Below are 24,134 nucleotides of genomic sequence, written 5' to 3' on the forward strand. Positions count from 1 at the left end.
GCGACCAGTCTCGCTCCGCTGACGTACAAGTGTCGGTTCGGGCCCGAAGGGAACTGACCGCAGAGCATCCCTGTCCAGCGGGCCACGGGCGGCACTGCGCCTCAGCGCCGATTGTCGCCAGGGGCGAGGAGACTGGTCAGCTCGGCGATGGCTTCCGGGGACGGTTTGAAGTAGCGGCGGACGTTCTCCGGCTTCTTGTGCCGGGACTTCGCCATGAGCATCGGCAGCGAGGCGCCCTGCTCGCCGAGATAGGTCCGGGCAGAGTGCCGGTACTCGTGCAGGTCCCAGCCGGTTCCCGGCCCGCGCGCGGCGGTGTGTTGGTCCAGCAGCGCGCGGGCCTGGCCGTATGACAGGCGGGCCTGCTCGGTGTCCGGGCAGATGTCCCGGGGGCTGACCACCTTCCCGGGGCCGGGGCGGCGGTGGGCGACGAACACCGGGCCCCGGGTCCGGCTCTTCAGTAGGCGGGGCAGGAAGTGGACCTGGTGGTTGCCCCGCTGGCTGGACCGGATGCTGCCCGATCTTGATATTGAGGGGGCCAAGTTGAAGCGACCGGAGCGGATCGAGGACAGGGAATCAGTACGGGCCGCCGGCTAGACCGCCGAACCCGCAAGCGCCCAGCTTCCTTCCTCCCTCCAGAAGAGCCGTGACCGTGTACGCCGGGGTGTCCCACCATGAGCTTGGCGTCTAGCCGTAGCCGCGTGCAGTCGTGGCGCACGAGTGAAGCGAGCCGAGGGCGGCGGGTGTCCGCGGCCGTGCCGCACGGCGGGTCGGCTGGGTCCGGACGCCGTTCGCTCGGTGCGGCGGGTCAGCGGTGGCGCCAGGTTTGGCGCAGGCGCAGGACTTCGGTGGCCCAGTGGGCGGGAAGGTCTGGTTCGGGTATGCGTTCGCGGCCGAGGCTGAAGCAGACGTGGCGGTAGAGCCAGTGCAGCGAGGCGTCTGCGCTCGCGACGAGTGTGGACAGCAGCGGTTCACCGGCCGGTGTCTCCCGGTCGACGGCGACCAGGAGTTCACCTTGGTCGTCCGGGTGTATGTGCGGCAGCCCGCCCGCCATCCGCAGCCGCAGGTCACCCCACGTCAGAAGTGAGCCGCCGCTGCGCGCCGCGTCCTTGAGGACGTCCCGGGCGATGGAGGCCAGCTTGTCGATGGTCTCGATCGGCAGACGGTCCGGGGGAGACGGTGTGGTGGCCTTGGGGCCGGGGACAGTCTTGACCGGGACCGCCGCGCACGGTGGGGCACGGTGCGGCGTGCTCGAGGTGCGGGCCTTGAGCTGGCGCTTCCACCGCTTGACCTGAACCTCTTCGGGCACCGCCAGGCGCCGGTCCAGCTGACGGCGCAGCGAGCCGATCTCGTCGAGGAACGCGGCGAGCCGCTCGGTGGCCAGGCTGTTGCCGGCGCGGCCGAGTTCGGCGAGGACTTGACGGATACGGCGCAGGATCAGGTCCGTGTTGGGATCCTGTTCCTGGCACCACGCCTTCACCTCGCGCATCAACGGCGTGTAGGTGGCACGGTCTTCCGGCGACAGACGCCGGCCGTAGATGGGTCCGGCCAAGTGGCGTGCGGTCTGGACCGCAGCCAGGTCGCCGGCCTCCTGCGCGGCACGCATCTCCTTCACGAGCCAGGCGAACTCCGCCCCGGCTTCTGCGAAGGCGGCCAGATCGGAGGGCGGAGCACCGCTGGATGACGGGTGGGTCGCCGGTAGGGAGGCTCCGTCGTCTAAAGTGGCCGATTCGCCGTTGACCTGGGATTCCAGGCGGGCAAGCGCCGTGTGGAGATCCTGCGGCAGGGGGCCGGGGCAGCGTCGTTTGAGAATCTTCGAGTGGGCCAGGGCGCTGCGCAGGACGAGAGGCGTAGGGGCGGGGCAGGCCGTCGCGAGGTCCGTGAACAAGGTGCGCAGCGCCGCGTGGGCGGCTGCCGATTCACGGCTGTTGATCCAGGTCTGCAGGTCGGTGCGGAGCAGCAGGAGGTTCTGCCGTGGCTCGCCGGACAGGCGATCCGTGGCGATCCGTGAGACCTCCTGGTGGATCCGTCCGGCCTCGTTCAGATCGTCGGCATCACGGGCCTGCTTGAACAGCTGCGTCAGACGGGCGATGTCCGCTGCCGCCTGCGCCTGGAACGTGTGCTGGTCCTGTCTCGGCGAGACGGGGCTCTTCGCGGCGGGCGGGACGGCGGGCGTGCTCTTCTTCGCGGGAGCAGACGCCGGCAGAGGGTGGCCGATGAGGCGGTCGAGGTCGTCCAGGAGCCGCTCGCTCTCGCGTTGCCACGCGCGCAGCTCCTGCCTGCGTTGCCGGACACTCTCGTAGAGCCGCTGATGCTGCTCGCCGTTCTTGACCGTGGTGGCCAGGCGGGCGGCGCGACGGCCGGTGGCGCGGGGCAACGTGCCACGGCCCACGGCCAACTGGGCCTTGAGGAGGTCCAGTTGTTGCTGCGCGGCCCGCGCTTCCGCGGGGCGGGGCGCCTCCGTAACGGCAGCGGACGCCGGTAAGGGAGGAGCGCGGTGGCCGTATGCCGTATGCGCCGCGCGGATCTGCCCCTCGCTCCACCGGTTCAGCGCGGACTCCGAGGCCGGGGCGCCGACTTGGAGAAGGCGCAGCACAGTGGCCAGATAGGACAGGGGGCGGCCGGAGGGCGCGCGGACCAGGACGCACAACAGCGACCGGCTCCGGGCTGGCGGCTTGTCGACCTCCACGAGGAGGTCCCGGCGCTTGGGGTCGGGCAGGTGCGCGAGATCCAGGCCGACCCGCTCGGCCAGCTGTTTCCACGTGGTGGTAGCTCCCTCCCGCGCCACGTCCTCGAGAGCCCGCCGCAACACAGTCGCGTTGCGACTGCCGTGGGACTGCATCGGAACGGTGGGGGCAGGGGCGGCCCGTATGGCGGGCTTCGGCGCGGGCAGGGGATCGTCCAGCGCGACGGGGGGACGCCACAGGCCGGTGCGTTCCGCGTCCAGGCCCTTGAGCTGGATGAGGCTGTCCGCGCGCACCGCCCAGCGGGCGCTCTCGCCGGGCCGGTCGGCTTCGGTGACCAGCAGGCGCACCGCGCCCGCCAGCCGGTACACGTACTGCTCGGTGGGGCGGGGGGTGTCGTGGGGCAAGGAGAGTTGGGCCTTGAGGATCCGGTGTCCGGCCGGTTTGATGAAGCCGGATATCAGGTACCGGCCGCCCTCCACGAGGGACGAGTCGGTGTCGGGCCGGGCCTCGCCGTCGATTGCGAAGACGATCTCGGCGCCGCGCAGCGGCAGGCTGCTGGCCACGGCGTCGTGACGCGCGGCGCCCTCGCGGATCAGCCCGCGACTGCGCAGTTCATCGAGGGCGGGGGTGATGAGGCCGTCGCCGGTCATCCGGCACTGCTCGAGCGGCGACCAGGCGACGGGGCGGTTCTCGGTGACGGTGCCGATCAGAACCCGGCGGCTGTTGCCGTCGGTTTCGCACCGCACCCGCAGGGCATAGCCGTAGCGGGCCGTCATATCCCGGGTGATGGCGCTCTCCAGCCCGAAGACCCACTCGACGTGCCCTTCCTTGGCGGCCAGGCTGTCCGCCGTTCCACGCCAGCTGCGGTAGTCGGTGGGCCGCAGCTCGAAGCGCAGGCGTTGATTCGTGGCACGCAGCACGAAGTCCACAGCATCCCCGGGGCCGTGCCCGAGGCTGCGCAACTCGGCCTGCGTCGCGTGACCCTGGCCTGCCAGCCACTGCGTCACGTGCGCCTTGACGAACAGATGATCGGCGCTGTCGACGCCGTTGGCCGTGCGATGACAAGCCACCCGGCTTCCGTCGCGGTCCGGGAAATGGGAGAAGTGACAGACCTTCGTTTCGTAGCGCTTGGTCATCAGCCGCTCGCCGCAACCACCGAGCAGCGTCCCGCACCAGAAGGCATCCTTGCCGAACTGGCGGCGGAACTCATCCAGATTGTGCGGCTCCTCGGGCAGGATGATCGGCTGGTCCGAATCCCGGCCTCCCATAACCGCGGTCTGGACGAGACGGAAGTCGATCTGCGCCACCAGCAGTTCCTCCGAAAACAGTCAGCACCCATCTACCCAAGGAGGCACACCCCCAGCGCGGACACCGTGCCCGGAGCACCCCTGGTGCCCGCGCACCTTGGAACGGCGCAGGAGATGAGCGCGCCCGATAAGAATATCTGTCGCGTCGGACAATGCGTCAGGTGTGGTGTGCATTGCCTCCCGGAAATTCCTAGGCGGGCTCCGGTGAGTTGATGTGCGCGGCGCGTCGGGAGTCCGAGCCCGAGAAGGCCCGCAGGTTTCTCGCTGCACCGCCGAGAGGCGGGGCGGCGGTCCCCGGGCCTCCGCCTCCGCTGACACGGCGCGATCGTCGCCTGCGCGTCTGGTACCGGCCGCGGCTGGAGGGGGAAGTGCGGCACACGAGACTTACGTCTTCTCCTGGTGGCCGGATGGCATCATCGCGTGTCCCTGTGTCGGGGCAGCAGGCTCATCAGCTTGCGAGTGAATCGGTGTATCTGTGGCGCGACGGTGTTCTCTGGCGTGACGAGGACCTGGTCTAAGGAGGGCCACTTGATCGCGGCTAAGCAGTATGCGGTGGATTTGGTGAGGCCGGCGGCCTCGTAGGGCGGGCCACTGGGCTGTCTGTCAATGCCGATCACGGGTGGACGTGGATTCAGCTCATCGTTGTCCCGTCCAGGGCAGGTTCACTGCCGGTTCGGACGAAGTCTCCCGGGAGCGGTCGGGTCATGCGGTCGCACTGAGGGCAGTGGGACGGTTGCGTAGCACCGTTCCGGACGGGGGCCTGACTCATGACATCTTTGACCGAAGTGTCTTGTCACGGACGTGTCGACTGCCGTTGCGGGATGGTGCCTGCTGTCACCGAGCCACAGGGCGTGTCCCAATAGGGGCCTTGCTGTCTTTCAGGCGCCATCACGGTTCAGACCGCCCGGCCGGGCCGGTGCCAGCCACCCAGCACGTCACCACGCGGGAGGCACACCATCATGACGACCAGACAGCGCAGCACCTCTTCCAGCAGCACGGACCCGCCCTCTCGGGGCGAGGTCGTCCTGGGGGTGGACACACACGGCGAGGTTCATGTCGCCGCGGTGGTCTGCCCGTTGGGCCAGGTCCTGGGCACCAAGTCCTTTCCGGCCACAGCGGTCGGCTACCGTCGGCTGCTCGCCTGGGCCCGCAAGTCAGGGACGGTGCGGCGGGCCGGAGTGGAGGGCACCGGCACCTTCGGCGCGGGCCTGTCGCGCTACCTGCTGGCGCAGCATGTCGTGGTGTTCGAGGTGAACCGGCCCGACCGCTCGGCCCGCCGTCTGCTGGGGAAGTCGGACCCGCTCGACGCACAGGCCGCCGCGCGAGCCGTGCTCAGCGGTCGCGCCACGGCCCGTGCCAAGACCGGCGATGGTCCGGTGCAAAGTGCTCGGATGTTCAAACTCGCCAAGGATTCCGCGGTCAAGTCCCGCACCCAGGCGATCAACCAGCTCAAGGCCGTTCTGGTCGTAGCCGACCCGGCCCTGCGGGAACGGCTGTCCGGCCTGGGCAACCGCGAGCTGTTCCGCACCTGCGCCCGGCTCAGCCCGCGCGGGGGCTGGGTTGGCGGGAGCGATGAGGACCCTGTAGCCGAGGCCACTCGCATGACGCTGAGCATGCTGGCTCAGCGCATCGAGCAGCTCACCGGGCAGATTGACGAGCTGAATCAGCGACTGACCGGGCTCGTTGAACGCCATGCCCCGCAGCTGCTCGCACCGGTGGGTATCGGTCCGGACAGCGCCGTCACGCTCCTGATCACCATGGGGGACAATCCCGAACGCGTGCACACCGAGGCATCGTTCGCCGCCCTGTGCGGAGTCAGCCCCGTCGAGTACTCCTCGGGCCGCCGGAGCTCGCGCCGGCTCAACCACGGCGGAGACCGGAAGGCGAACGCCGCCCTGCACCGCATCGTGTTCACAAGGCTGCGCCACGACCCGCGCACGCAGGCGTACTACGAACGCCGCACCCGGGAGGGCAAGACTCGTCGTGAGATCATCAGGTGCCTCAAGCGATATGCCGCCCGCGAGGTATTCAACCTGGTCAAAACGGTATCCAGCGACCCCCTGTTATAGGGGCGTCCGTGACAGATGAGAGGCTCAGGCGAGTGAGTGAGACACCGAAGAGCACCCTGCAATACCGCTTTGACGGGCCAGAAGACGCCCCCGTCCTGATCTTGGGTCCCTCACTGGGTACCACATGGCACATGTGGGACCGGCAGGTGCCCGAGCTGGTCAAGCAGTGGCGGGTGTTCCGCTTCGACATGCCGGGACACGGGGGCGCCCCCGCGCACCCCTGCGGCTCCGTCGGCGAGCTCGCCCAGCGGCTCCTCGCCACCCTCGACGCGGTCGGCGTGCAGCGCTTCGGCTACGCGGGCTGCGCGTTCGGCGGCGCGATCGGCGCCGAGCTCGCCCTGCGGCACCCGCAGCGCGTCGCTTCCCTGGCGCTGATATCCGCATCGCCGCGCTTCGGCAGCGCCGACGAGTTCCGCCAGCGCGGGGTGATCGTGCGGAGCAACGGTCTGGACCCCATCGCGCGTACGTCCCCCGAGCGCTGGTTCACGCCCGGCTTCGCCGCCGCGCAGCCCGCGATCACCGACTGGGCCGTACAGATGGTGCGGACGACCGACCCCGGCTGCTACATCGCCGCCTGCGAGGCACTCGCCGCCTTCGACGTGCGCGCCGAGCTGAACCGGATCAGCGTGCCCGCCCTCGTCCTGGTCGGGTCGGAGGACCAGGTCACCGGGCAGGGCGAGGCCCGCACCCTCGTCGCCGGGATACCGGACGCCCGCCTCGCCGTCGTGCCGGGGGCCTCGCACCTCGCCCCCGTCGAGCAGCCCGCCGCCGTCACCGACCTTCTCGTACGCCACTTCTCCACCGCCTGGCTCGCGAACGACGCCACCGGGTCGCACGCGGCGATCAGCGCGACGCCCCCCAAGCCGGTGCTCGCCCCGCCGCCGCCCGTCTTCCCCGTGGCCGAGATCGGGCCCATGGAGCAGCCCGAGGCCGTGGGCGGCGGACGCCCCGACCCGTACGACGCGGGGATCAAGGTCCGCCGCGAGGTGCTCGGTGACGCGCACGTCGACCGCGCGCTCGCCGCGGCCGAGGACTTCTCCACGGACTTCCAGGAACTCATCACGCGCTACGCGTGGGGCGAGGTCTGGAACCGGCCCGGCCTCGACCGGCGCTCCCGCAGCTGTGTCACCCTCACCGCGCTCGTCGCGGGCGGCCACCTCGACGAGCTCGCCTTCCACACCCGCGCCGCCCTGCGCAACGGCCTCACCCCGCAGGAGATCAAGGAAGTGCTGCTCCAGGCCGCCGTCTACTGCGGCGTACCCGCGGCGAACTCCGCCTTCAAGGTCGCCCAGGCCGTGATCCGCGAGGAAACCACGCCCCAGGAGTGAGGCATAGCAGGATGGGGGCATGACGACTGCCGCGAAGCGCATCAAGCTCACGAAGAAGACGCACGCTTGTGTCCGCCTGGAGCGGGACGGCCGAAGGCTCGTCATCGACCCGGGTGCGTTCAGCGAGGAGGACGCGGCGCTCGGCGCCGACGCGATCCTCGTCACGCACGAGCACCCCGACCATTTCAGCGAGGACCGGCTGCGCGCCGGCATGGAGGCCAACCCGGCCGCCGAGATCTGGACCCTGCGCTCCGTCGCGGAGAAGATCTCGGCCGCCTTCCCGGGGCGGGTGCACACCGTCGGGCACGGCGACACCTTCACGGCCGCCGGGTTCGACGTGCAGGTGCACGGCGAGCTGCACGCCGTGATCCACCCGGACATCCCGCGCATCACCAACGTCGGATATCTGGTGGACGGTTCCGTCTTCCACCCGGGCGACGCGCTGACCGTGCCCGAGCAGCCGGTGGACACGCTGATGCTGCCCGTGATGGCACCCTGGAGCAAGATCTCCGAGGTCATCGACTACGTGCGCGAGCTCAAGCCGCAGCGTGCCTACGACATCCACGACGCCCTGCTCACGGACCTGGCCCGGCCGATCTACGACGCGCAGATCGGGTCGCTCGGCGGCGCCGAGCACCTGCGGCTCACGCCGGGGGAGTCCGCCGAGCTGTGACCGCCCGGCCCGAGGGTGTCAGTGGCGCCCGGTAGGTTGTGAAGCATGCGCATTGCCACCTGGAACGTGAACTCGATCACCGCTCGGCTGCCGAGGCTGCTCGCCTGGCTGGAGAGCAGCGGTACGGATGTGCTGTGCATCCAGGAGACCAAGACCACCGCCGAGCAGTTCCCCGCCGACGGGCTCCGCGAGCTCGGGTACGAGTCGGCGGTGAACGCGACGGGCCGGTGGAACGGAGTCGCGCTGCTCTCCAAGGTGGGCCTGGACGACGTGACGGTCGGCCTGCCCGGCGGTCCCGATTACGACGGGGTCCAGGAGCCGCGCGCGATCTCCGCGACCTGCGGCCCGGCGCGCGTCTGGTCGGTCTATGTGCCCAACGGCCGCGAGGTGGACCACGCGCACTACGCGTACAAGCTGCGCTGGTTCGAGGCGCTGAAGGCCTCGGTCGCCGCCGACGCCGCGGGCGCGCGGCCTTTCGCGGTCCTCGGGGACTTCAACGTGGCGCCGACCGACGCGGACGTGTGGGACCCGGCCCTGTTCGAGGGCGCCACGCACGTGACCCCCGCAGAGCGCGCGGCGCTCGCCGCGCTGCGGGACGCGGGGCTCTCGGACGTCGTGCCGCGGCCCCTGAAGTACGACCACCCCTTCACGTACTGGGACTACCGCCAGCTCGGCTTCCCCAAGAACAAGGGAATGCGCATCGACCTGGTGTACGGGAACGAGGCGTTCGCGAAGGCCGTGACGGATTCGTACGTGGACCGCGAGGAGCGCAAGGGCAAGGGCGCTTCGGACCACGCGCCGGTCGTGGTGGACCTGGAGCTCTAGACGGCGAGGGGGAGGGGGACGAGGAGGCGGCGGGGCCGGACCGGACCGCGTCCAGGCCCCGCCTCCTCCCCCCGCCCCCTCGTGCTCGGCCGCTACTCCGGGACGAGCGCCCCCAGGTCCACCGACTCCGCGATCGCCGCGAGCCCCGCGTCGCCGGGATGCAGATGGTCCCCGCTGTCGTACGCGGCCAGGATCCGCGCCGGATTCCCCGGGTCCCGCAGGACCGCGTCGAAGTCCAGGACGGCGTCGAAGTCGTCGCCGTGCCGCAGGTAGTCGTTGACCTTCATGCGCTCCGCGTCCGCCGCCGCCGTGCACAGGGACTCTCCCTGGCAGGGCGCGATCGTCGCCGCCACCACCCGCAGGCCCCGCGTGTGCGCCCGCTCGCTGATCTCCCGCATACCGGCGATCACTTGGTCGGCCGAAGCGCCCCAGCGGACGTCGTTGATCCCCTCGAAGACGACGACCGTACGCGCCGACGTCTGCGCGAACACATCACGGTCCAGGCGGTGCAGCGCGCTCACGCCGCCCGTGTCCGTGGAGACGCCGTCGCCGGGATAGCGGTCCGCGATCACGCGGTTCGCCGAGATCCCCTGGTTGAGCACCCCGAAGCGCGGGACCTCGTCCTGTCGGAGCAGCCGCGTCGCAAGGACGTTGGGCCAGCGGTGATTCGCGTCCTGCGTCGACCTCACCCCGTCCGTGATGGAGTCGCCGAGCAGCACCACCGAGCCGGGCCCGCCCGCCACGTCGACCCCCGTGAGCAGCGGCCAGGTGGAGATCGTCGAGGTGTAGGCCTGCGGTGAGCCGTCCGCCGCGTGGTCGCCGGGGCCGCTCACGTACGAGCGCTGTATGGCCTGGCTGTGGACCGGAGCCGTCGTCACCGTCTCCGGGAGGTGGAAGCTGACCAGGAGGTTCGTGTCCTCGGGCACGTCGAAGTCGAGCGGATCGCTGAACGCCTGGGCGCCCGCGGCCACTTCGGTGCCGCCCCCGCCCCTGAACGACAGCCGCCGCGGCTCGCCCCGCGCCCCCGCGCCGGACTCCTGCACCGCCACGGTCGCGCTCCCGATCCGCACGGGCGCCGACGCGAAGGTGTTGTCGAGCCGGATCCGCACCCGCGGCCCGCCGGTACTCGTGTGGACGACGAGCCGTACGGTCCGGTCGGCCCACGGGCCCACCGCCGTGTACCCCGCAGTCGACGCCGACCAGCTGCCGGTCCACCCCTTCGCGGGCTGGCGCACGGAGAGCGAGAAGACGTGCAGATCCGGGGCGCCCGGGTCCTTCGGCAGGGTCACCGACGCGACCTCGCGTCCGCGCGCCACCGGCACGGTCACCACGTACAGCCGTGTCTTCTCGGCGAGTTGACCGCCCGGAGTGTTCACGTGCGGCAGCGCGACGGCCTTCGTGGCGAGCGGCCCCGAGCGCCAGTCCGGCGCCGTCAGGCGGTACGTCCGCTTCGATCCGTCCCGGTAGCGCACCGTTCCCGTGCCGCTCGCCTCGCCGCCCGTGCCCGCGACCAGGAAGGCCAGGGCGTCACCGCGTCCGCGCACCCGCACGGACTGCCCGTCGGCCCGGACGTTGTCCGCCTCGCCCGCGTCCGTACGGGGCAGGGCGAGCCGCGCCCCGTCCACGGCGAGCGAGCGGCCCGGGGTCCAGCCGGCCCCCGTCAGGTCCTGGGCCGAGAGCGAGCCGCCCGAGCCGTCGAAGTCCGCGTTGCCGGGGCGCGTGTCGTCACTGATCGCCCTGTTGTCGAAGAGCCGCTCCAGAGGGAGCGGCCCGGGTCTGTGCGGCGCGGCCTGGGCGTCGGCCCGCGCATCCTGAGCGGTCGCCACCGGGACGACACCGGTGAGTACCGCGAGCACGGCGGCCGCTCCCCAGACACGTGCGGTACGCGGATTACGTGCGGTACGTGCGGTACGTGAGGTACGCGAGCTGCGTGGGCGCACACCAGACCCCTCCCCTTGGCTGAAGCTGACGTGACGACAGGTGCGCCATGAAGCTAAGGAGGCGGGGGAGAAGCGTCAATGAGGTGCGCGTGAACATGACCCGAACTCGCCCGGATGCCGCGGTGAGCAGGGTGATCGCGGTGAGCGCGATGCGGCGGTTCGGGCGCGGGCTACTCACCGACGCGCTGCGGCAGTTCGCCGCCACGCGGCGGGACTCGCGTGATTCCGTGATCAACTGACACAAGTTACATTCTTTGGACCGGGGAGCAGAGGCACCCTCACGGAGAGGCCGATCATGAACATCTCCTTCTTCGGCAAGTGGCGCAAGCAGGCCGCCGACCGAAGCCCAGGACTCGCCTCGGCGTTCGACGCGGATCCGGCCGGTGTGGCCGAACTCCTCTCCGAATGCGAGCTGCTGCGCTCCCAGGCAGCCACCGCCGGGCTCGAACTCGACGACTCACCGGCCTCGTTGAGTGCGCTTGACCAGCTCCTGCCGCGCTGGCGCGACGACCCGGAGCTGCTGCCGTGGCTCGGCAACGACGCGGGTCTGTACCTGGGTTCGGTGATCGTCCGTACGGTCCCCGGCACCACCTGGCACGTCTGGCCCGGCGGCAGCCCCGTCGTGCGGCTCGCGTCGGGGCGGGAGATCCAGGTGGTCGAGGCGGGGCTCGACTGGGCGGTTCAGGGGGCTCCCGAGCTGTCCCAGGTCTACGGGGAGGCGTCGGAGGCGTAGCCGCGGGATGACGTAACTGGAAATACGGTTAATGCCCATAAGTGCGTGTCGTCCAGTAAGTCCCGTTTTCACGTGGATAGTTTGCGCGGACCGACACCGCCGAGAGTGGGCAGGGCAGGGCATGGCCGTCGATCCTCTGATCGAGCTGCGTGATGTGAACAAGTACTACGGGGAGCTGCATGTCCTCCAGGACATCAACCTCACCGTCGGCAAGGGGGAGGTGGTCGTGGTCATCGGCCCGTCAGGGTCGGGTAAATCAACGCTCTGCAGGACGATCAACCGACTGGAGACGATCCAGTCGGGAGCCATCGCACTGGACGGCCAGCCGCTTCCGGAAGAGGGCAAGGCGCTCGCCACCCTCCGTGCCGACGTGGGCATGGTGTTCCAGTCCTTCAACCTCTTCGCGCACAAGACCGTGCTGCAGAACGTCTCCCTCGCGCCGGTGAAGGTCCGGGGCAAGAAGAAGGACGACGCCACGCGGCGCGCCCGCGAGCTCCTGGAACGGGTGGGCCTGGCGACCCAGGCCGACAAGTACCCGGCCCAGCTCTCGGGCGGCCAGCAGCAGCGCGTGGCCATCGCACGCGCGCTCGCCATGGAGCCCAAGGTGATGCTCTTCGACGAGCCGACATCGGCCCTCGACCCCGAGATGATCAACGAAGTCCTCGAGGTCATGCAGGGTCTGGCCCGCGACGGCATGACCATGGTCGTCGTCACCCACGAGATGGGCTTCGCCCGTTCGGCCGCCAACCGCGTCGTCTTCATGGACGCAGGACGCATCGTCGAGGACCGGGCCCCCGAGGAGTTCTTCAGCAACCCGGAGAGCGACCGCGCCAAGGACTTCCTCTCCAAGATCCTCAAGCACTGACGGGGGGCCAGGCATGATGCGTACGACACGTCTGCTCGCGGCGCTCGTCATCGCCGCCTGCGCCGCGACCGCCTGCGGCAAGGAGGGCAGCCCCCCGGTGAAGGGGCCACAGCCCGACGAACTGCCCAAGTACCAGGTCGCGACCGGGTTCTCGCTGCCGGGCTCCGGCACCTGGAAGAAGGCCAAGCGGCGCGGCCACCTCGTCGTCGGGGCCAAGGAGGACCAGCCCTTTCTCGGCGAGAAGAACCCCGCCACCGGGCAGTACTCCGGCTTCGACATCGAGATCGCCAAGATGATCTCGGCCTCGCTCGGCTTCGACCCGAAGTCGATCACGTTCAAGACGATCGCGTCGGCGAACCGCGAGACCGCCCTGCAGAACGGGCAGATCGACTACTACGTCGGCACCTACACCGTCAACGACCTCCGCAAGAAGCTCGTCGGCTTCGGCGGCCCCTACTACATGGCGGGACAGGGCCTGCTGGTGCGCTCCGACGAGGACGACATCAAGGGGCCGCAGGACCTGAACGGCAAGAAGGTCTGCTCGGCCGCCGGATCGACCCCCTACCAGCGCATCCAGAAGGACTACCCGAAGGCGACGCTCGTCGCGTACGACACGTACTCGGTCTGCGTCGACAACCTGCTGACCTACCAGGTCGACGCCGTCACCACCGACGACGCGATCCTCATCGGGTACGCCGCCAAGGTGCCCGACGAGCTCAAGGTGGTCGGCAAGCCGTTCTCGAAGGAGCCCTACGGCATCGGGGTCCCCAAGGGCGACAACACCCTGCGGTTCGCCGTCGACGACGCGCTCGCCGCCCGGGAGAAGAACGGCGACTGGAAGAAGGCCTACGACGCCACCCTGGGCCTCTCCGGGGTCCCGGCGCCGAAGCCGCCCGCCATCGACCGCTACCCGGCGAGCTGAGGAGGCGTCGTGGACGTACTGACAGACAACTTCTCCACCTTCGGCAAGGGGTTCCTCGGCACCGTCGAACTCACCGTCTACGCCTCGATCCTGGCCCTCGTGCTCGGCTTCGTGATGGCGTCGTTCCGGGTGGCGCCGGTCGGCTCCTTCCGGGCGTTCGGCACCGCCTGGGTGACGGTCCTGCGCAACACCCCGCTCACGCTGCTCTTCTTCGCGGTGCTGCTCGGGCTGCCGCGCTTCGGACTCGTCCTGCCCTTCAAGGTGTTCGCCGTCCTCGCGCTCGGCTGCTACACCTCCGCCTTCATCTGTGAGGCACTGCGCTCCGGCATCAACACCGTCCCCAAGGGCCAGGGCGAGGCAGCCCGGAGCCTGGGGATGACCTTCGGGCAGACGCTGTCCATGGTGGTGCTCCCGCAGGCCTTCCGGTCCGTCATCCCGCCGGTCGGCTCCACCCTCATCGCCCTCGCCAAGAACTCGGCCATCGCGGGCGCGTTCAGCGTCACCGAGCTGCTCGGCACGTACAAGACGCTCAGTGAGCTCGGCTACAACATCATCTGGACGTTCGTCTGGATCGCCGTCGGCTACCTGATCATCACCCTCGCCATCAGCGCCGTCTTCAATGTCCTCGAGAAGCGCTGGGGAGTCGCCCGATGAAAGCCCTCTCCCACGAATCCACCGCCCTCTACGACGTACCGGGCCCCAAGACCGAGCGCAGGCACAAGCTCTACGGCCTTCTCTCCACCGTGATCCTGCTCGCCCTGGTGGGCTGGCTGATCTATCTGCTCTTCGACACCGACCAGTTCACCGCGACCAAGTGGACGCCCTTCGAGTACAAGGGCATCCAGGAACTCCTCCTGAAGGGCCTGGGGAACACCCTCAAGGCCTTCGCCATCTCCGCGGTGCTCGCGCTCGCCCTCGGCGGCCTGCTGGCCATGGGGCGGCTCTCCGACCACCGTCCCGTGCGCTGGCTGGCCACGCTTCTCGTGGAGTTCTTCCGCGCGATGCCGGTCCTGGTGATGATCTTCTTCGTCTTCGTGGCGCTGAAGGTGCAGCCGCTGCCGGCCCTGGTCGCGGGGCTCACGCTCTACAACGGCTCGGTGCTCGCCGAGGTCTTCCGCTCGGGCGTGAACTCCGTGGAGCGCGGACAGCGGGAGGCGGCGTACGCGCTCGGGATGCGCAAGACGCAGGTGATGACGCACGTCCTCGTACCGCAGGCCGTGCGCGCCATGCTGCCCGCCATCATCAGCCAGTTGGTGGTCGCCCTCAAGGACACCTCACTCGGCTATCTGATCACCTATGAGGAGTTCCTCCACGCCGGGAAGCTGATCGCGTCGAACCTCGACTACGATCTACCTTTCATCCCCGTGGTTCTGGTGATCTCGCCGATCTACATCGGGATGTGCATGCTGCTCTCGTGGTTCGCCCAATGGGTGTCCAGACGACAGCGGCGCAATCCCAAGACCGAGGCCGCGGACGTGGCGTCGGCCGAACCAGGGACGCTGCTGCCGGGTGTGCAGTAGCTAAAGGGGCCAGGGCCCGACCCGGCAGCAGCCGGTGATCACTTCTCGCGCAGCGGGACCGACACGTACGACGGGTCGGACGCAGGCGAGGAGAAGGTCAGCTGCGCGCCGGTCGGGTTGTGCTCGATGTAGAGCGGGTCGACCGTGTCGACCACCAGGGCGAGCCTGTGTCCTGCCGGTACGTCGTAGGCCGTGGAGAACAACTCCAGGTCCACGCCGAACGGCCGGCCGGGGGTCTTGCCGTGGAAGGTGTACGGCGCGTTGCTGACCAGCTTGCCGAGGCCGAGCGGGCCCACGTCGTAGAGGTACGCGACGAGGGTGCCGCTCTCCTTGGTACTGGTGAGCGTGGTGTGCAGTTTCGCCGTCCCGCGCACCCGCTGCTCCGTGCCGGACTTCTCGGACTGCCAGACGCCCGCGTAACGCCGCGGGAGCAGCGGCATCGAGGCCACCGGCGGGATCTTGAGGAACTGGTCCAGGGCGTTCGAGAGCAGCACGGTGCCGCCGTTGGCGCCCGAGTCGACGTTCGCGCGGATCGTGGTGGAGCCCGCCAGGTCGATCTTCTTCTTCGTGGCGCCCACCGACTTCCAGTCGGGGTAGCCCTCGTAGCCGCCCGTGGAGCGGGACTTGAGCTGGACGGGCTGCTCGCTGTCGACGCCGTTCTTCTCGCCCTTGAGGTAGCGGTCGAACCAGCGCTGGGTGGAGGTCCAGGTGTCGTTGGGCAGCCCGAGCAGGCCGGTCAGCTCGGAGGTCGCGTGGTCGCCGGGGCGGAACTCCAGGCGCTTGGGACCGGTCAACTGCTCGTAGAACTCGGCGTATTGGTTGGGCGGGAAGATGGTGTCGCCCCAGGCGTTGCCGAGCATGACGGCCGCGCCGTTCTTGTTGATCTGGTCGATGTAGGTCGCGGGGGAGCGCTTGGCGCCCCACGCGATCATCTCGTCCTCCTTGTCCAGGTTGGACGCGAGGAAGTCCTTGAGCGTCTGCTGGAGTTCGGGGCTCGGCCGTCCCGTGAGCACTCCGGCGCCGCCGAGGAGGCCGGCGGCCTGCTGGTGCTGGGTGCGGCCGCTGTAGATCGAGTCGATCAGATCGCCCCAGCCGCTGAGCGCGGCCACGGCCTTGATCCGCTTGTCGTGCCCCGCGGCGAGCAGGCTGATCCCCGCGCCGTACGAGACGCCGCCCATGCCGATCTTGTCGGGGTCGGCCGGAGTGTTCTCCAGGGTCCAGTCGATGACCTTGGAGGCGTCCGCGATGTCCTCGGGGCCGCCGGTCTCGATCTCGCCGCCGGACTGCCAGAAGCCGCGCGAGTTGTAACTGACCACCACGTAGCCGGAGTCGGCGAGCTTCTGGGCCTGCGCCACGTACTCGATCTGCGGCATGGCCCAGCTGGTGGGCAGCACGATCGCCGGGTATTTCGTTCCGGCGGCGCCCGCCTTCGCGCCCTTGGGGGTGAAGACGTTGGCCTTGAGGATCGTGCCGCCGTCGCCGGGGATGTCGACGAAGCGTACGTCCGCGGCGCTCGCCGCCACCGGAGCGGCCACCGGAGCCGCTTGGGCGGCCGGGGCGAGGCCGAAGGCGGCGCCGGCGACGAGAGTCGCCGATACGGCGCCCACGGTGGTCGTACGCAGAGCCTTGCGCGGTTGTCCCACGGGTCACTCCTTACTCGTGCAAGTAAAGTGACCCGACGGTAACCTCGGTGTCTTACCGGGGGTAACCCGTCAGTAAGTTACGCCCCGGTAACGATTGTTGAGCGCTTGATCGTCAGCTCGGCGACCTCGGCTCGGAGCGCTCAGCTCAGCGCGCTCTTCGTCTGCCAGTCGTTCCAGGAGATGTTCCACTCGCCGTAGCCGTTGCCCGGGTCCGGGACGCCCTTCGAGCCGCTGCCGGAGACCTCGAACGGGTCGCCGACCTGGACCTGGCCGTAGAGCCAGGACGCGTCGCCGTCGCTCATGCCGATGCAGCCGGAGCTGTGGTTGGTGTTGCCGAAGTACGAGGCGTTCCAGGGGGCCGCGTGGGCGTACATGCCCGACCAGGTCAGACGCATCGAGTTGTCGACCATCTTGTCGTAGGCGTCGCCGAGGCCGACCGTCTCGGAGCGCATGTTGATCGTGCCCTCCTTGGCCATCAGGACGGACGTGCCGCCCCAGGACGCCTTGTCGCCGCCGGGGGTGCCCGCCGACATCGGGACGGTCTTCACGCTCTTGCCGTCGCGCACCAGCGTGGCCTGCTTGCTGTCCAGGTCGACCTTGACCTTCTGGCTCTTGCCGACCGTGAACCCGGTCACGTAGTCGCGGACGAACCAGCCGCCGCCCGTGCCCGAGTCGACGCCGCCCAGCCGCGCGTCGAGCTTCACCTTGGTGCCGGACTTCCAGTAGTCCTTGGGGCGCCAGTCGACGCGGTCCTTGCCGTCGTAGTTCTTGATCCAGCCCCAGGATCCGGTGGTGCTGTTCGAGGTCGTCACCTTCAGGTGCTTCTCGACCTCGGCCTTGTTCTTCACCGGGTGGTCGAAGACGACCGACAGGGGCTGCGCCACGCCGACCGTGGTGTCCTTGCCGGGCGTCAGGCTCAGCTTGTTCACCTGCTCCGGAGCGGCCGTCTTGAAGGACGTGCGCGCGGTGCCGCCCTCGTCCGTCGTCGCCTCGACCTTGTACGAGGTGCCGGGCACCGCCGTGCGCCCGGAGGTCCAGGTGGTTCCGTTCGCGGCGACCTTGCCCGCGAGCTTCGTGCCCTTGGCGTCGGTGACCTCGACCCGCTTCAGCTTGCCGTCGGCCAGCTTCACCTCGACCGGGGAGCCCGCCTTGGCCTGCTTGCCCCGCAAGTTGACGGAAATATCCGGCTTGTCGGCGGCCGTGTCGGCGGACGCGGGAGTGCTGCCCGAACAGGCGGTCAGCGCGGCGGCCAGTGCCGCCAGGCCGGCGGCCGTGACCGCGGCTCCGGTGTGGCGCGGGCGTATGGGGCGTCGGCGACTCGGCGAGCTCAGGGGCCTCAAGGGAACGTACCTCCGTGCGAATGTGGAACTGCACGGTGAGAGGGCCATAGGTCCCGGTGGGTTGCCTCTTGCCCCGAATTGCCGAATAGGTCACAGAGGCCGGGTCTGCGCCGGTGTGGCTGCCGCCGCTAGGTGAGCGGACGCCTACTGGACGCGATCACTTGGCGCGATGGGACGTGCGCGACGGCGCGGGCGCGGGAGCCGGGGCCTGGGCGGCGCGCGTGACGTCCCCGACGAGCTCGACGACGTCGGGACCGTACGCCTGCGAGTTGACGACCTTCAGGAGCAGCACGAAGGTGCCGCCGCCGTGCTTGCGGGCGAGGCGCTGGTGGTGCCGGGCGAGATAGCGGGTCGCCGCCTGGTTGGTGATCGCCCGCTGGCCGCAGAAGAGGAAGACGGGTCTCGCCTCCTGGTCCTGCCCCGCGGTGAGCCGGGCGAGGATCACGTACTCCGAGATGCCGCCCTCCATCCGGTACCGCTCGCTGCCGATCTGGAAGGCCCCGCGGTCGGGGCCCGGCTCCGGGTCGGTGTTGATGCGGACCCCGGGCAGCAGGGAGTGCATGTGCGCGGCCATCCGGCGGTTCGCCGTGGGGGAGCCGACGCAGAACTCGGTGCGCTCGCCGAAGCTCTGCTGGGCGGCGTCGTGCGCGACGAGCTGGGCGTGCGCCCCGCAGTCCTTGATCAGCGCGGCGAGTTCGAGCAGCGCGAACACGTCGTGGCGTACGACGGTGAGCTCGGGACCCCCCGCCTCGCGGTTCACCACGAGCAGCGACTCGGAGTTGGCGGGCAGCCCGAAGAAGGCCTGCTTGCGGCGGAGCCCCCGCCGCCAGAGGTAGGTACGGGTGAGCCAGCCCAGCGCGGCACCGAGGCCGGCCGCGATCAGGCCGAGGACGATATAGCGCACGTCTTCAGTCATGGGGGCGCATGCTAGCGGGCGCTAGGACCCGTGTTCGAGGGGGTCCTGACGTGGTGGGTGCGCCGAAGTTACGCTGCGCAGACGGTTGTTGACTGGAGGTACGAATGCGTCGTGCTGTCGTACGGAATCTGACGCTATTGGCGGTCGGAGGGGTTTTGGTGTCGGTCGGAGCGGCCGTGCCCCCTTCGTCTCCGCGCTCAGCTGAACCGGCCTCGCGGTCCGAGGAGAAGGTGCCGGTGGCCGTCGGCTACGGCGGCGCCGTCTCCAGCGTCGACGCGGACGCGTCGGCCGCCGGTATCGAGGTCCTGAAGAAGGGCGGCAACGCGGTGGACGCGGCGGTCGCCACCGCGGCGGCCCTCGGCGTGACCGAGCCCTACTCGGCGGGTGTCGGGGGCGGCGGGTACTTCGTCCACTACGACGCCAAGAGCCACAAGGTGAGCACGATCGACGGCCGCGAGACGGCCCCGCGGACCGCCGACTCCGGCCTCTTCCTGGAGGACGGCAAACCGATCCCCTTCGCGGACGCCGTCACCAGCGGCCTGGGCGTGGGCACCCCCGGCACCCCCGCCACCTGGCAGTCCGCGCTCGACCGGTGGGGCAGCAAGCGGCTCGGTACGCTCCTGAAACCCGCCGAGCGGCTCGCGCGCGACGGATTCACGGTGGACGGGACCTTCCGCTCGCAGACCGAGGCCAACCAGGCGCGGTTCGCCGACTTCCCCGACACGGCGAAGCTGTTCCTGCCCGGCGGGGCGCTGCCCGTGGTCGGCTCCACGTTCAAGAACCCCGATCTCGCGCGTACGTACGAGGAGCTGGGGCGCAAGGGCGTCAGGGCGATCTACCGGGGCGCCATCGGCAAGGACGTCGTACGGACCGTGAACAAACCGCCCGTGGACCCGGCGTCCGGGCGGGTGGCCCGGCCGGGCGATCTCTCCGAGAAGGACCTGAAGGCCTACGCGGCGAAGCGGCAGGCGCCGACGAAGACTTCGTACCGAGGGCTCGACGTCTACTCGATGGCGCCCTCGTCCTCCGGCGGAACGTCCGTCGGCGAGGCCCTCAACATCCTTGAGCGGACCGACCTTTCGAAGGCGTCGAAGAAGAAGTACCTGCACCGGTACATCGAGGCGAGCCGCGTCGCCTTCGCCGACCGCGGGCGCTGGGTGGGGGACCCCGCTTTCGAGGACGTACCGACGAAGGAGCTGCTCTCGCAGAAGTTCGCCGACTCGCGGGAGTGCCTGATCCGCGACGACGCGGTCCTGAAGAGCCCGCTCGCGCCGGGCGATCCGCGGAACCCCGCGTCCTGCAAGTCCGGTGACAAGGCCGCCCCGACGATGTTCGAGGGGGAGAACACGACGCACCTCACCGCAGCCGACAAGTGGGGCAACGTCGTCGCCTACACCCTGACCATCGAGTCGACGGGCGGCAGCGGGATCACCGTGCCCGGACGCGGGTTCCTCCTCAACAACGAACTGACCGACTTCTCCTTCGCGCCCGCCGACCCGGCCGTGCACGACCCGAACCTGCCGGGCCCGGGGAAGCGTCCCCGCTCCTCGATCGCGCCGACGATCGTCCTGGAGAAGGGGAAGCCGCTGGTCGCGCTCGGTTCGCCGGGCGGTGCCACGATCATCACGACCGTCCTGCAGACCCTCACGGGATTCGTCGACCGGGGTCTTCCGCTCGTCGAGGCGATCGCCGCGCCGCGGGCGAGTCAGCGCAACGCCGCGCAGACCGAGCTGGAGCCGGGGCTGTGGGACAGCCCGGTGCGGGCCGACCTGGAGGCCATCGGCCACTCCTTCAAGCAGAACCCCGAGATCGGGGCGGCCACCGGAGTGCAGCGGCTGCCGAACGGGAAGTGGCTCGCCGCGGCGGAGAAGGTGCGTCGTGGTGGCGGCTCGGCGATGGTGGTGCGGCCGGAGTAGGGGAGAGGGCCGGGCGGGTCTTGGCGGCCCGCCCGCCCGGCCCGCCCGCCCGGCCCGCCCGCCCGGCCCGCCCGCCCGGTGGGCTCAGCGGGCCGCGCAGTTCTGCTCCAGCTCGTTGGCCGCCCAGCGGATCGACCCCTCCGGGTCGTCGTGCAGGTGACTTAGGACGGGCAACGCCTCGCGTACGGCGGCCAGTTGGGCGTCGCCACGGCCCCCGCGCGCCTGGTGGACATCGGCCAGATCCGCGATCAGGAGGAGCAGCGTGCTGCGGGAGCGGTTGTCCGGGTCCCTCATGAGCTCGACCAGGAACGGGACGGCCGGGACGGCGGCGGTCGATGCCGCCTCCTTGGAGACGAGGAGGCGGTAGAGGTCGTGGACCGCGTCCACGGCCGTCTTCTTGTCGTCCGACGCCACCTTGCCGATCAGCTCGGGGACCAGGTGGCCGGGGCCGCGCGCGGTCCACAGCGAGCCCCAGTCGACGCTCTCCAGGCGCAGTTGGAGGTCGCGGTGCGGCCACAGCTTGGCCAGGTCGAGGCGGAGAGTGGCCGTGGAGTCCGCGTCGGTGACACGCAGGATGCCTTCTGCGTCTCCTGAGTTCCCTGTGCCGTCTGCGCCACCTGCGCCGTCTGCGCCACCTGCGCCGTCCGCGCTGCCCGCGTCGAGGCCGAGGAACTTGATGCCGGTGCCGAGGCGCAGGTCGGCCACCGCGTCGGACGCCAGGTCCCAGACGCGGACCAGGCCGTCCGCCCAGGCCGCGGCGAGCGCGGGCCCGGTCGGCAGGACCGCGGCGGCCAGTGAACCGACCGGAGTGCTCCTGCGGGCGAACGGGGCGCGCAACGGCTTGCGGCGGGTCGACCAGTAACGGATCACGCCGTGCGCGTCGCCGCTCAGGACCAGGCGGGTGCCGCTCGCGAGCTCCAGGCAGGCCACGGAGGTCACCGGGGCGCGGTGCAGGGCGAGAGTGAGGGTCTCCGGGTCCTCGTCGTCCGTCTCGCGGACGTGCACGCAGCCTTCCGTGTCACCCGCGACGAGCAGCGTCGGCCCGTGGAGAGAGGCCACCGCCCGCAGCGTGCCCGGGGCTTCGACGAGGGCGGCCGCCGCTCCTGCGACGACGGGCGGCTGCGGGAACTCACGGGTGAGGACCGTCCACCGGCCGCGCGGGTCGCTGTCGCCCGCGGAGAGCGAGACCGGGGCCAAGTCCTCCAGGGGCAGGGGTACTTCGGACGGCGTCCGGACGTCCTTGTCCGTCCACTCCAGGCCCAGCGTGCGGGCCGCGTCGAGCAGGGCGTCGCGGGTCCGGGCGTTGATCACGATCTTGAAATCGGCGCCGGGACCGCGCCCGTGACGTATGACCGCGTCCGGAGCGCCGTACGAGAGCGCGTCGGTGCCCATCTCCTGCCAGGGCAGCAGACCCAGTTCGCGGTAGGACGCCTCAAGGCGGCGCACGATCTCGGGGTCGGCGTCCACGGTGTCGCGGCCGAAGCGCAGCGTCCAGCCGTAGTGCGCGGGCATCCGCTCGAAGGCGAGCTGCGTCAGGAACTCGGAGAGCGAGCGGCTCTGCACCTTCCACTCGCCGCCGACGCTCACGAGTACGCGAGGGTCGGGGAGTTCGGCTTCGGCGGCGAGATACCCCCACTCGTGGGTGTAGTGGTACTCGGACATGAACACGCACACCCGCGAGTCCCCGCCCTCGTCCCCCTCGTCCCCCTCGTCCCCCTCGCCCCCGTCGGCCACTTCGAGCTCGGAGATCTTGGGCGGCCACTGCGTGTGGACCCAGTACAGACGGGGGTTGAAGGCGAACGAGTTGAGCGGGGAGTCCCACCACTCGTTGAGCGCCTGGGGGACGGGCAGGTCCCAGTCGACGCCGTGCTCGTCGTTCTCGCCGCCCCAGCGGGAGTGGCGGGGCTCGCCGCCCGGGTCCTCGTAGCCCCACTCCCGCTGCACCTCGTCGAGCAACGACCAGCGGGGGCGCGTCCGCTGACGCTCCAACCGGCCCGCGAACTGTCCGTAGTCAATGATCTCGTGTGTCACCGGTGCATCGTACGAACGTTCTACGTGCCGGATGTCTTCGCGGCGCCACAAAGCTGCGGCGTCGCAGAGCTACTGAGGCCGTGCCCACTCGGCGGCGTGCTCGGCGGCGAAGTCCGCGAAGCCGCGGGCCGGGCGGCCGGTGATCCGCTCGACGGTGGGGGCCACGCGGTCCTCGGATCCGTGCGCGATGCCGTCGTCCATGGCGGCGAGCACGCGGGCGAACGCCTCCGGCATCCCGGCGGCGACGAGCCGCTCCCGCAGGGCGGCCACCGGGACGGAGCGATGGCGGACCTCGCGCCCCGAGACCTTGGAGACCGCCTCCGCGACTTCGGCGTAGCTGAGCGCTCGCGGTCCTGTGATCAGGTGCGCCGCGTTGTGCGGCCGCTCGTCCGTCAGGGCCCGTGCGGCGACGGCCGCGATGTCGCCCGCGTCGACGAACGCCACCCGCCCCTGCCCGGTGGCCGACACGATCTCATCCGCGGCGCGGATGCTTTCGGCGTGCAGATGGCCCGGGGTGACGAAGTTCTGCATGAACCAGGCGGGACGCAACACCGCCCACTCCGGTGCGAGTTGGCGCAGGGCCCGGTGGACTTCGCCGGCGCCTGGGTCGCCCTCGGCGATGGCGGAGGAGCTCAGCAGCACGAAGCGGCGTACGCCCGCGTCCAGGGCCCGCTCCAGGAACGGCACCATCAGTCGTGCGGGCTCGGTGTCCCCGATGGGCGGCACCAGATAGACGCCGTCCGTGCCGGTGAGGGCGGGGGCGTGGGTGGTGGGATCGGTCCAGTCGAAGCGGACTTGGCGGGTGCCCGGCCCCGGGGCGCGGCTCGCGACGCGTACGGACATGCCCTGGGCGTCCAGTGCGCTCGCCACGCGGCTGCCGGTGGTGCCGGTGCCGCCGGTGATCAGGAAGCGCATGGTCATCGGGCCTCTCCGGAGCGCGCGGCGCCGACCGGGATCTCGCCGTCGAAGGCGTCGGCGACGAGTGCGCCGTTCCAGTAGTCGCGAAAGCGCGTGATCCGCCCCTCGTGGACCGTGACGACCTGGATGTACGGCATGTCGAAGGGGCGTCCGGTGGCGACCGCCCGGCCGATGCCGCGCAGCTCCACGACGATCGTCCCGGGGTCCTCGGTGCGGTGGACGGTCAGGTCCTCGAAGCTCCGCAGGTCGATGTGGTCGGGGTAGTCGGCCATGTACTCGCGTACGGCGTCGCGGCCGACGAGCCGGTGCGGGGCTCCGGGGAGCGCGAAGGGGAACTCGAAGACTCCGTCAGGCGCCCAGAGACCGACCCAGCCATCGATGTCCTTGGCGATGAGGAGGTCGAGGGAACGGGTGAACACATCGGTCGCTGAGGCTGACGTGGGTGTGGCGGAAGGTGTCGCGGGGTGCGGCGTCATGATGGCGACGTTAACCTGACCCCGGGTC

At 70.3% G+C, this 24,134-nt stretch carries 19 protein-coding genes and 1 pseudogene; 11 read left to right on the plus strand and 9 right to left on the minus strand.

Going from position 1 to position 24,134, the window contains the following annotated elements:
* Window positions 1-101: 101 nt before the first annotated feature.
* A pseudogene (locus ACFUPX_RS04820) lies at window positions 102-470 on the minus strand (site-specific integrase); the annotation flags it as partial.
* A gap of 335 nt (window positions 471-805) precedes the next feature.
* The gene (locus tag ACFUPX_RS04825) at window positions 806-3,991 is read right to left on the minus strand and encodes a hypothetical protein (protein ID WP_383315966.1); all 3,186 of its coding nucleotides are present in this window, start codon (window positions 3,989-3,991) and stop codon (window positions 806-808) included.
* A gap of 1,031 nt (window positions 3,992-5,022) precedes the next feature.
* Between ACFUPX_RS04825 and ACFUPX_RS04830 the strand changes: the two genes are divergently transcribed.
* Genes ACFUPX_RS04830 through ACFUPX_RS04845 form a run of 4 tightly spaced genes read left to right on the plus strand, consistent with a single transcriptional unit; the run spans window position 5,023 to window position 8,886 of the window.
* On the plus strand, window positions 5,023-6,060 hold the full coding sequence (locus ACFUPX_RS04830) for an IS110 family transposase (RefSeq protein ID WP_383315970.1): 1,038 nt from the start codon (window positions 5,023-5,025) through the stop codon (window positions 6,058-6,060).
* A 32-nt stretch (window positions 6,061-6,092) separates the two neighbouring features.
* A complete protein-coding gene (gene pcaC, locus ACFUPX_RS04835; RefSeq protein WP_383315975.1) occupies window positions 6,093-7,388 on the plus strand; it encodes a 4-carboxymuconolactone decarboxylase in 1,296 nt (431 codons plus the stop codon).
* A 40-nt stretch (window positions 7,389-7,428) separates the two neighbouring features.
* Entirely contained in the window at window positions 7,429-8,061 is a 633-nt protein-coding gene (locus tag ACFUPX_RS04840; RefSeq protein ID WP_383316430.1) for an MBL fold metallo-hydrolase, read from the plus strand.
* Between the two features lie 45 nt (window positions 8,062-8,106).
* Window positions 8,107-8,886 (plus strand): exodeoxyribonuclease III, encoded by a 780-nt coding sequence (locus ACFUPX_RS04845; protein WP_383315978.1) that lies wholly within the window; start codon window positions 8,107-8,109, stop codon window positions 8,884-8,886.
* Between the two features lie 92 nt (window positions 8,887-8,978).
* Here ACFUPX_RS04845 and ACFUPX_RS04850 read toward each other — a convergent pair whose 3' ends face one another.
* Window positions 8,979-10,742, minus strand: coding sequence for an SGNH/GDSL hydrolase family protein (locus ACFUPX_RS04850; protein ID WP_383315981.1), 1,764 nt, complete (start codon window positions 10,740-10,742; stop codon window positions 8,979-8,981).
* A 179-nt stretch (window positions 10,743-10,921) separates the two neighbouring features.
* Here ACFUPX_RS04850 and ACFUPX_RS04855 point away from each other — a divergent pair, with 179 nt between their 5' ends.
* The 6 genes from ACFUPX_RS04855 (at window position 10,922) to ACFUPX_RS04880 (ending at window position 14,866) form a co-directional block, all read left to right on the plus strand.
* Entirely contained in the window at window positions 10,922-11,065 is a 144-nt protein-coding gene (locus ACFUPX_RS04855) for a hypothetical protein (protein WP_383315984.1), read from the plus strand.
* A gap of 56 nt (window positions 11,066-11,121) precedes the next feature.
* Window positions 11,122-11,559 (plus strand): DUF6278 family protein, encoded by a 438-nt coding sequence (locus ACFUPX_RS04860; protein WP_383315987.1) that lies wholly within the window; start codon window positions 11,122-11,124, stop codon window positions 11,557-11,559.
* A 121-nt stretch (window positions 11,560-11,680) separates the two neighbouring features.
* On the plus strand, window positions 11,681-12,424 hold the full coding sequence (locus ACFUPX_RS04865; RefSeq protein WP_383315990.1) for an amino acid ABC transporter ATP-binding protein: 744 nt from the start codon (window positions 11,681-11,683) through the stop codon (window positions 12,422-12,424).
* Between the two features lie 16 nt (window positions 12,425-12,440).
* Window positions 12,441-13,346: a glutamate ABC transporter substrate-binding protein gene (locus ACFUPX_RS04870; protein ID WP_383316433.1), complete on the plus strand. Its 906-nt coding sequence runs from the start codon at window positions 12,441-12,443 to the stop codon at window positions 13,344-13,346.
* Between the two features lie 9 nt (window positions 13,347-13,355).
* Entirely contained in the window at window positions 13,356-14,000 is a 645-nt protein-coding gene (locus ACFUPX_RS04875; protein ID WP_383315994.1) for an amino acid ABC transporter permease, read from the plus strand.
* Window positions 13,997-14,866, plus strand: coding sequence for an amino acid ABC transporter permease (locus ACFUPX_RS04880; RefSeq protein WP_383315998.1), 870 nt, complete (start codon window positions 13,997-13,999; stop codon window positions 14,864-14,866). Before ACFUPX_RS04875 ends, ACFUPX_RS04880 begins: the two co-directional genes overlap by 4 nt.
* 38 nt (window positions 14,867-14,904) lie before the next feature.
* On the opposite strand, the gene ACFUPX_RS04885 is transcribed toward ACFUPX_RS04880, so the two are convergent.
* From ACFUPX_RS04885 to ACFUPX_RS04895, 3 genes are all read right to left on the minus strand, one after another.
* Complete coding sequence (locus tag ACFUPX_RS04885; protein WP_383316001.1) at window positions 14,905-16,509, minus strand: CocE/NonD family hydrolase; 1,605 nt, start codon at window positions 16,507-16,509, stop codon at window positions 14,905-14,907.
* A gap of 140 nt (window positions 16,510-16,649) precedes the next feature.
* Window positions 16,650-17,897 carry an Ig-like domain-containing protein gene (locus tag ACFUPX_RS04890; RefSeq protein WP_383316004.1) on the minus strand — a complete coding sequence of 416 codons (1,248 nt, stop codon included), beginning with the start codon at window positions 17,895-17,897 and terminating at the stop codon, window positions 16,650-16,652.
* Window positions 17,898-18,006: 109 nt separating this feature from the next.
* Window positions 18,007-18,765 (minus strand): hypothetical protein, encoded by a 759-nt coding sequence (locus ACFUPX_RS04895; RefSeq protein WP_383316007.1) that lies wholly within the window; start codon window positions 18,763-18,765, stop codon window positions 18,007-18,009.
* Between the two features lie 104 nt (window positions 18,766-18,869).
* Between ACFUPX_RS04895 and ggt the strand changes: the two genes are divergently transcribed.
* Window positions 18,870-20,681, plus strand: coding sequence for a gamma-glutamyltransferase (gene ggt / locus ACFUPX_RS04900; RefSeq protein ID WP_383316010.1), 1,812 nt, complete (start codon window positions 18,870-18,872; stop codon window positions 20,679-20,681).
* Window positions 20,682-20,765: 84 nt separating this feature from the next.
* On the opposite strand, the gene ACFUPX_RS04905 is transcribed toward ggt, so the two are convergent.
* The 3 genes from ACFUPX_RS04905 to ACFUPX_RS04915 all read right to left on the minus strand — a co-directional run bounded on the left by ACFUPX_RS04905 (window position 20,766) and on the right by ACFUPX_RS04915 (window position 24,106).
* The gene (locus ACFUPX_RS04905) at window positions 20,766-22,712 is read right to left on the minus strand and encodes a WD40 repeat domain-containing protein (protein WP_383316013.1); all 1,947 of its coding nucleotides are present in this window, start codon (window positions 22,710-22,712) and stop codon (window positions 20,766-20,768) included.
* A 69-nt stretch (window positions 22,713-22,781) separates the two neighbouring features.
* Entirely contained in the window at window positions 22,782-23,633 is an 852-nt protein-coding gene (locus ACFUPX_RS04910) for an NAD(P)H-binding protein (protein WP_383316017.1), read from the minus strand.
* Complete coding sequence (locus ACFUPX_RS04915; protein ID WP_383316020.1) at window positions 23,630-24,106, minus strand: nuclear transport factor 2 family protein; 477 nt, start codon at window positions 24,104-24,106, stop codon at window positions 23,630-23,632. The genes ACFUPX_RS04910 and ACFUPX_RS04915 overlap by 4 nt, the downstream gene beginning before the upstream one ends.
* Between the last annotated feature and the right edge of the window lie 28 nt (window positions 24,107-24,134).

The sequence above is a fragment of the Streptomyces sp. NPDC057302 genome (assembly GCF_042667685.1).
Lineage (GTDB): Bacteria > Actinomycetota > Actinomycetes > Streptomycetales > Streptomycetaceae > Streptomyces.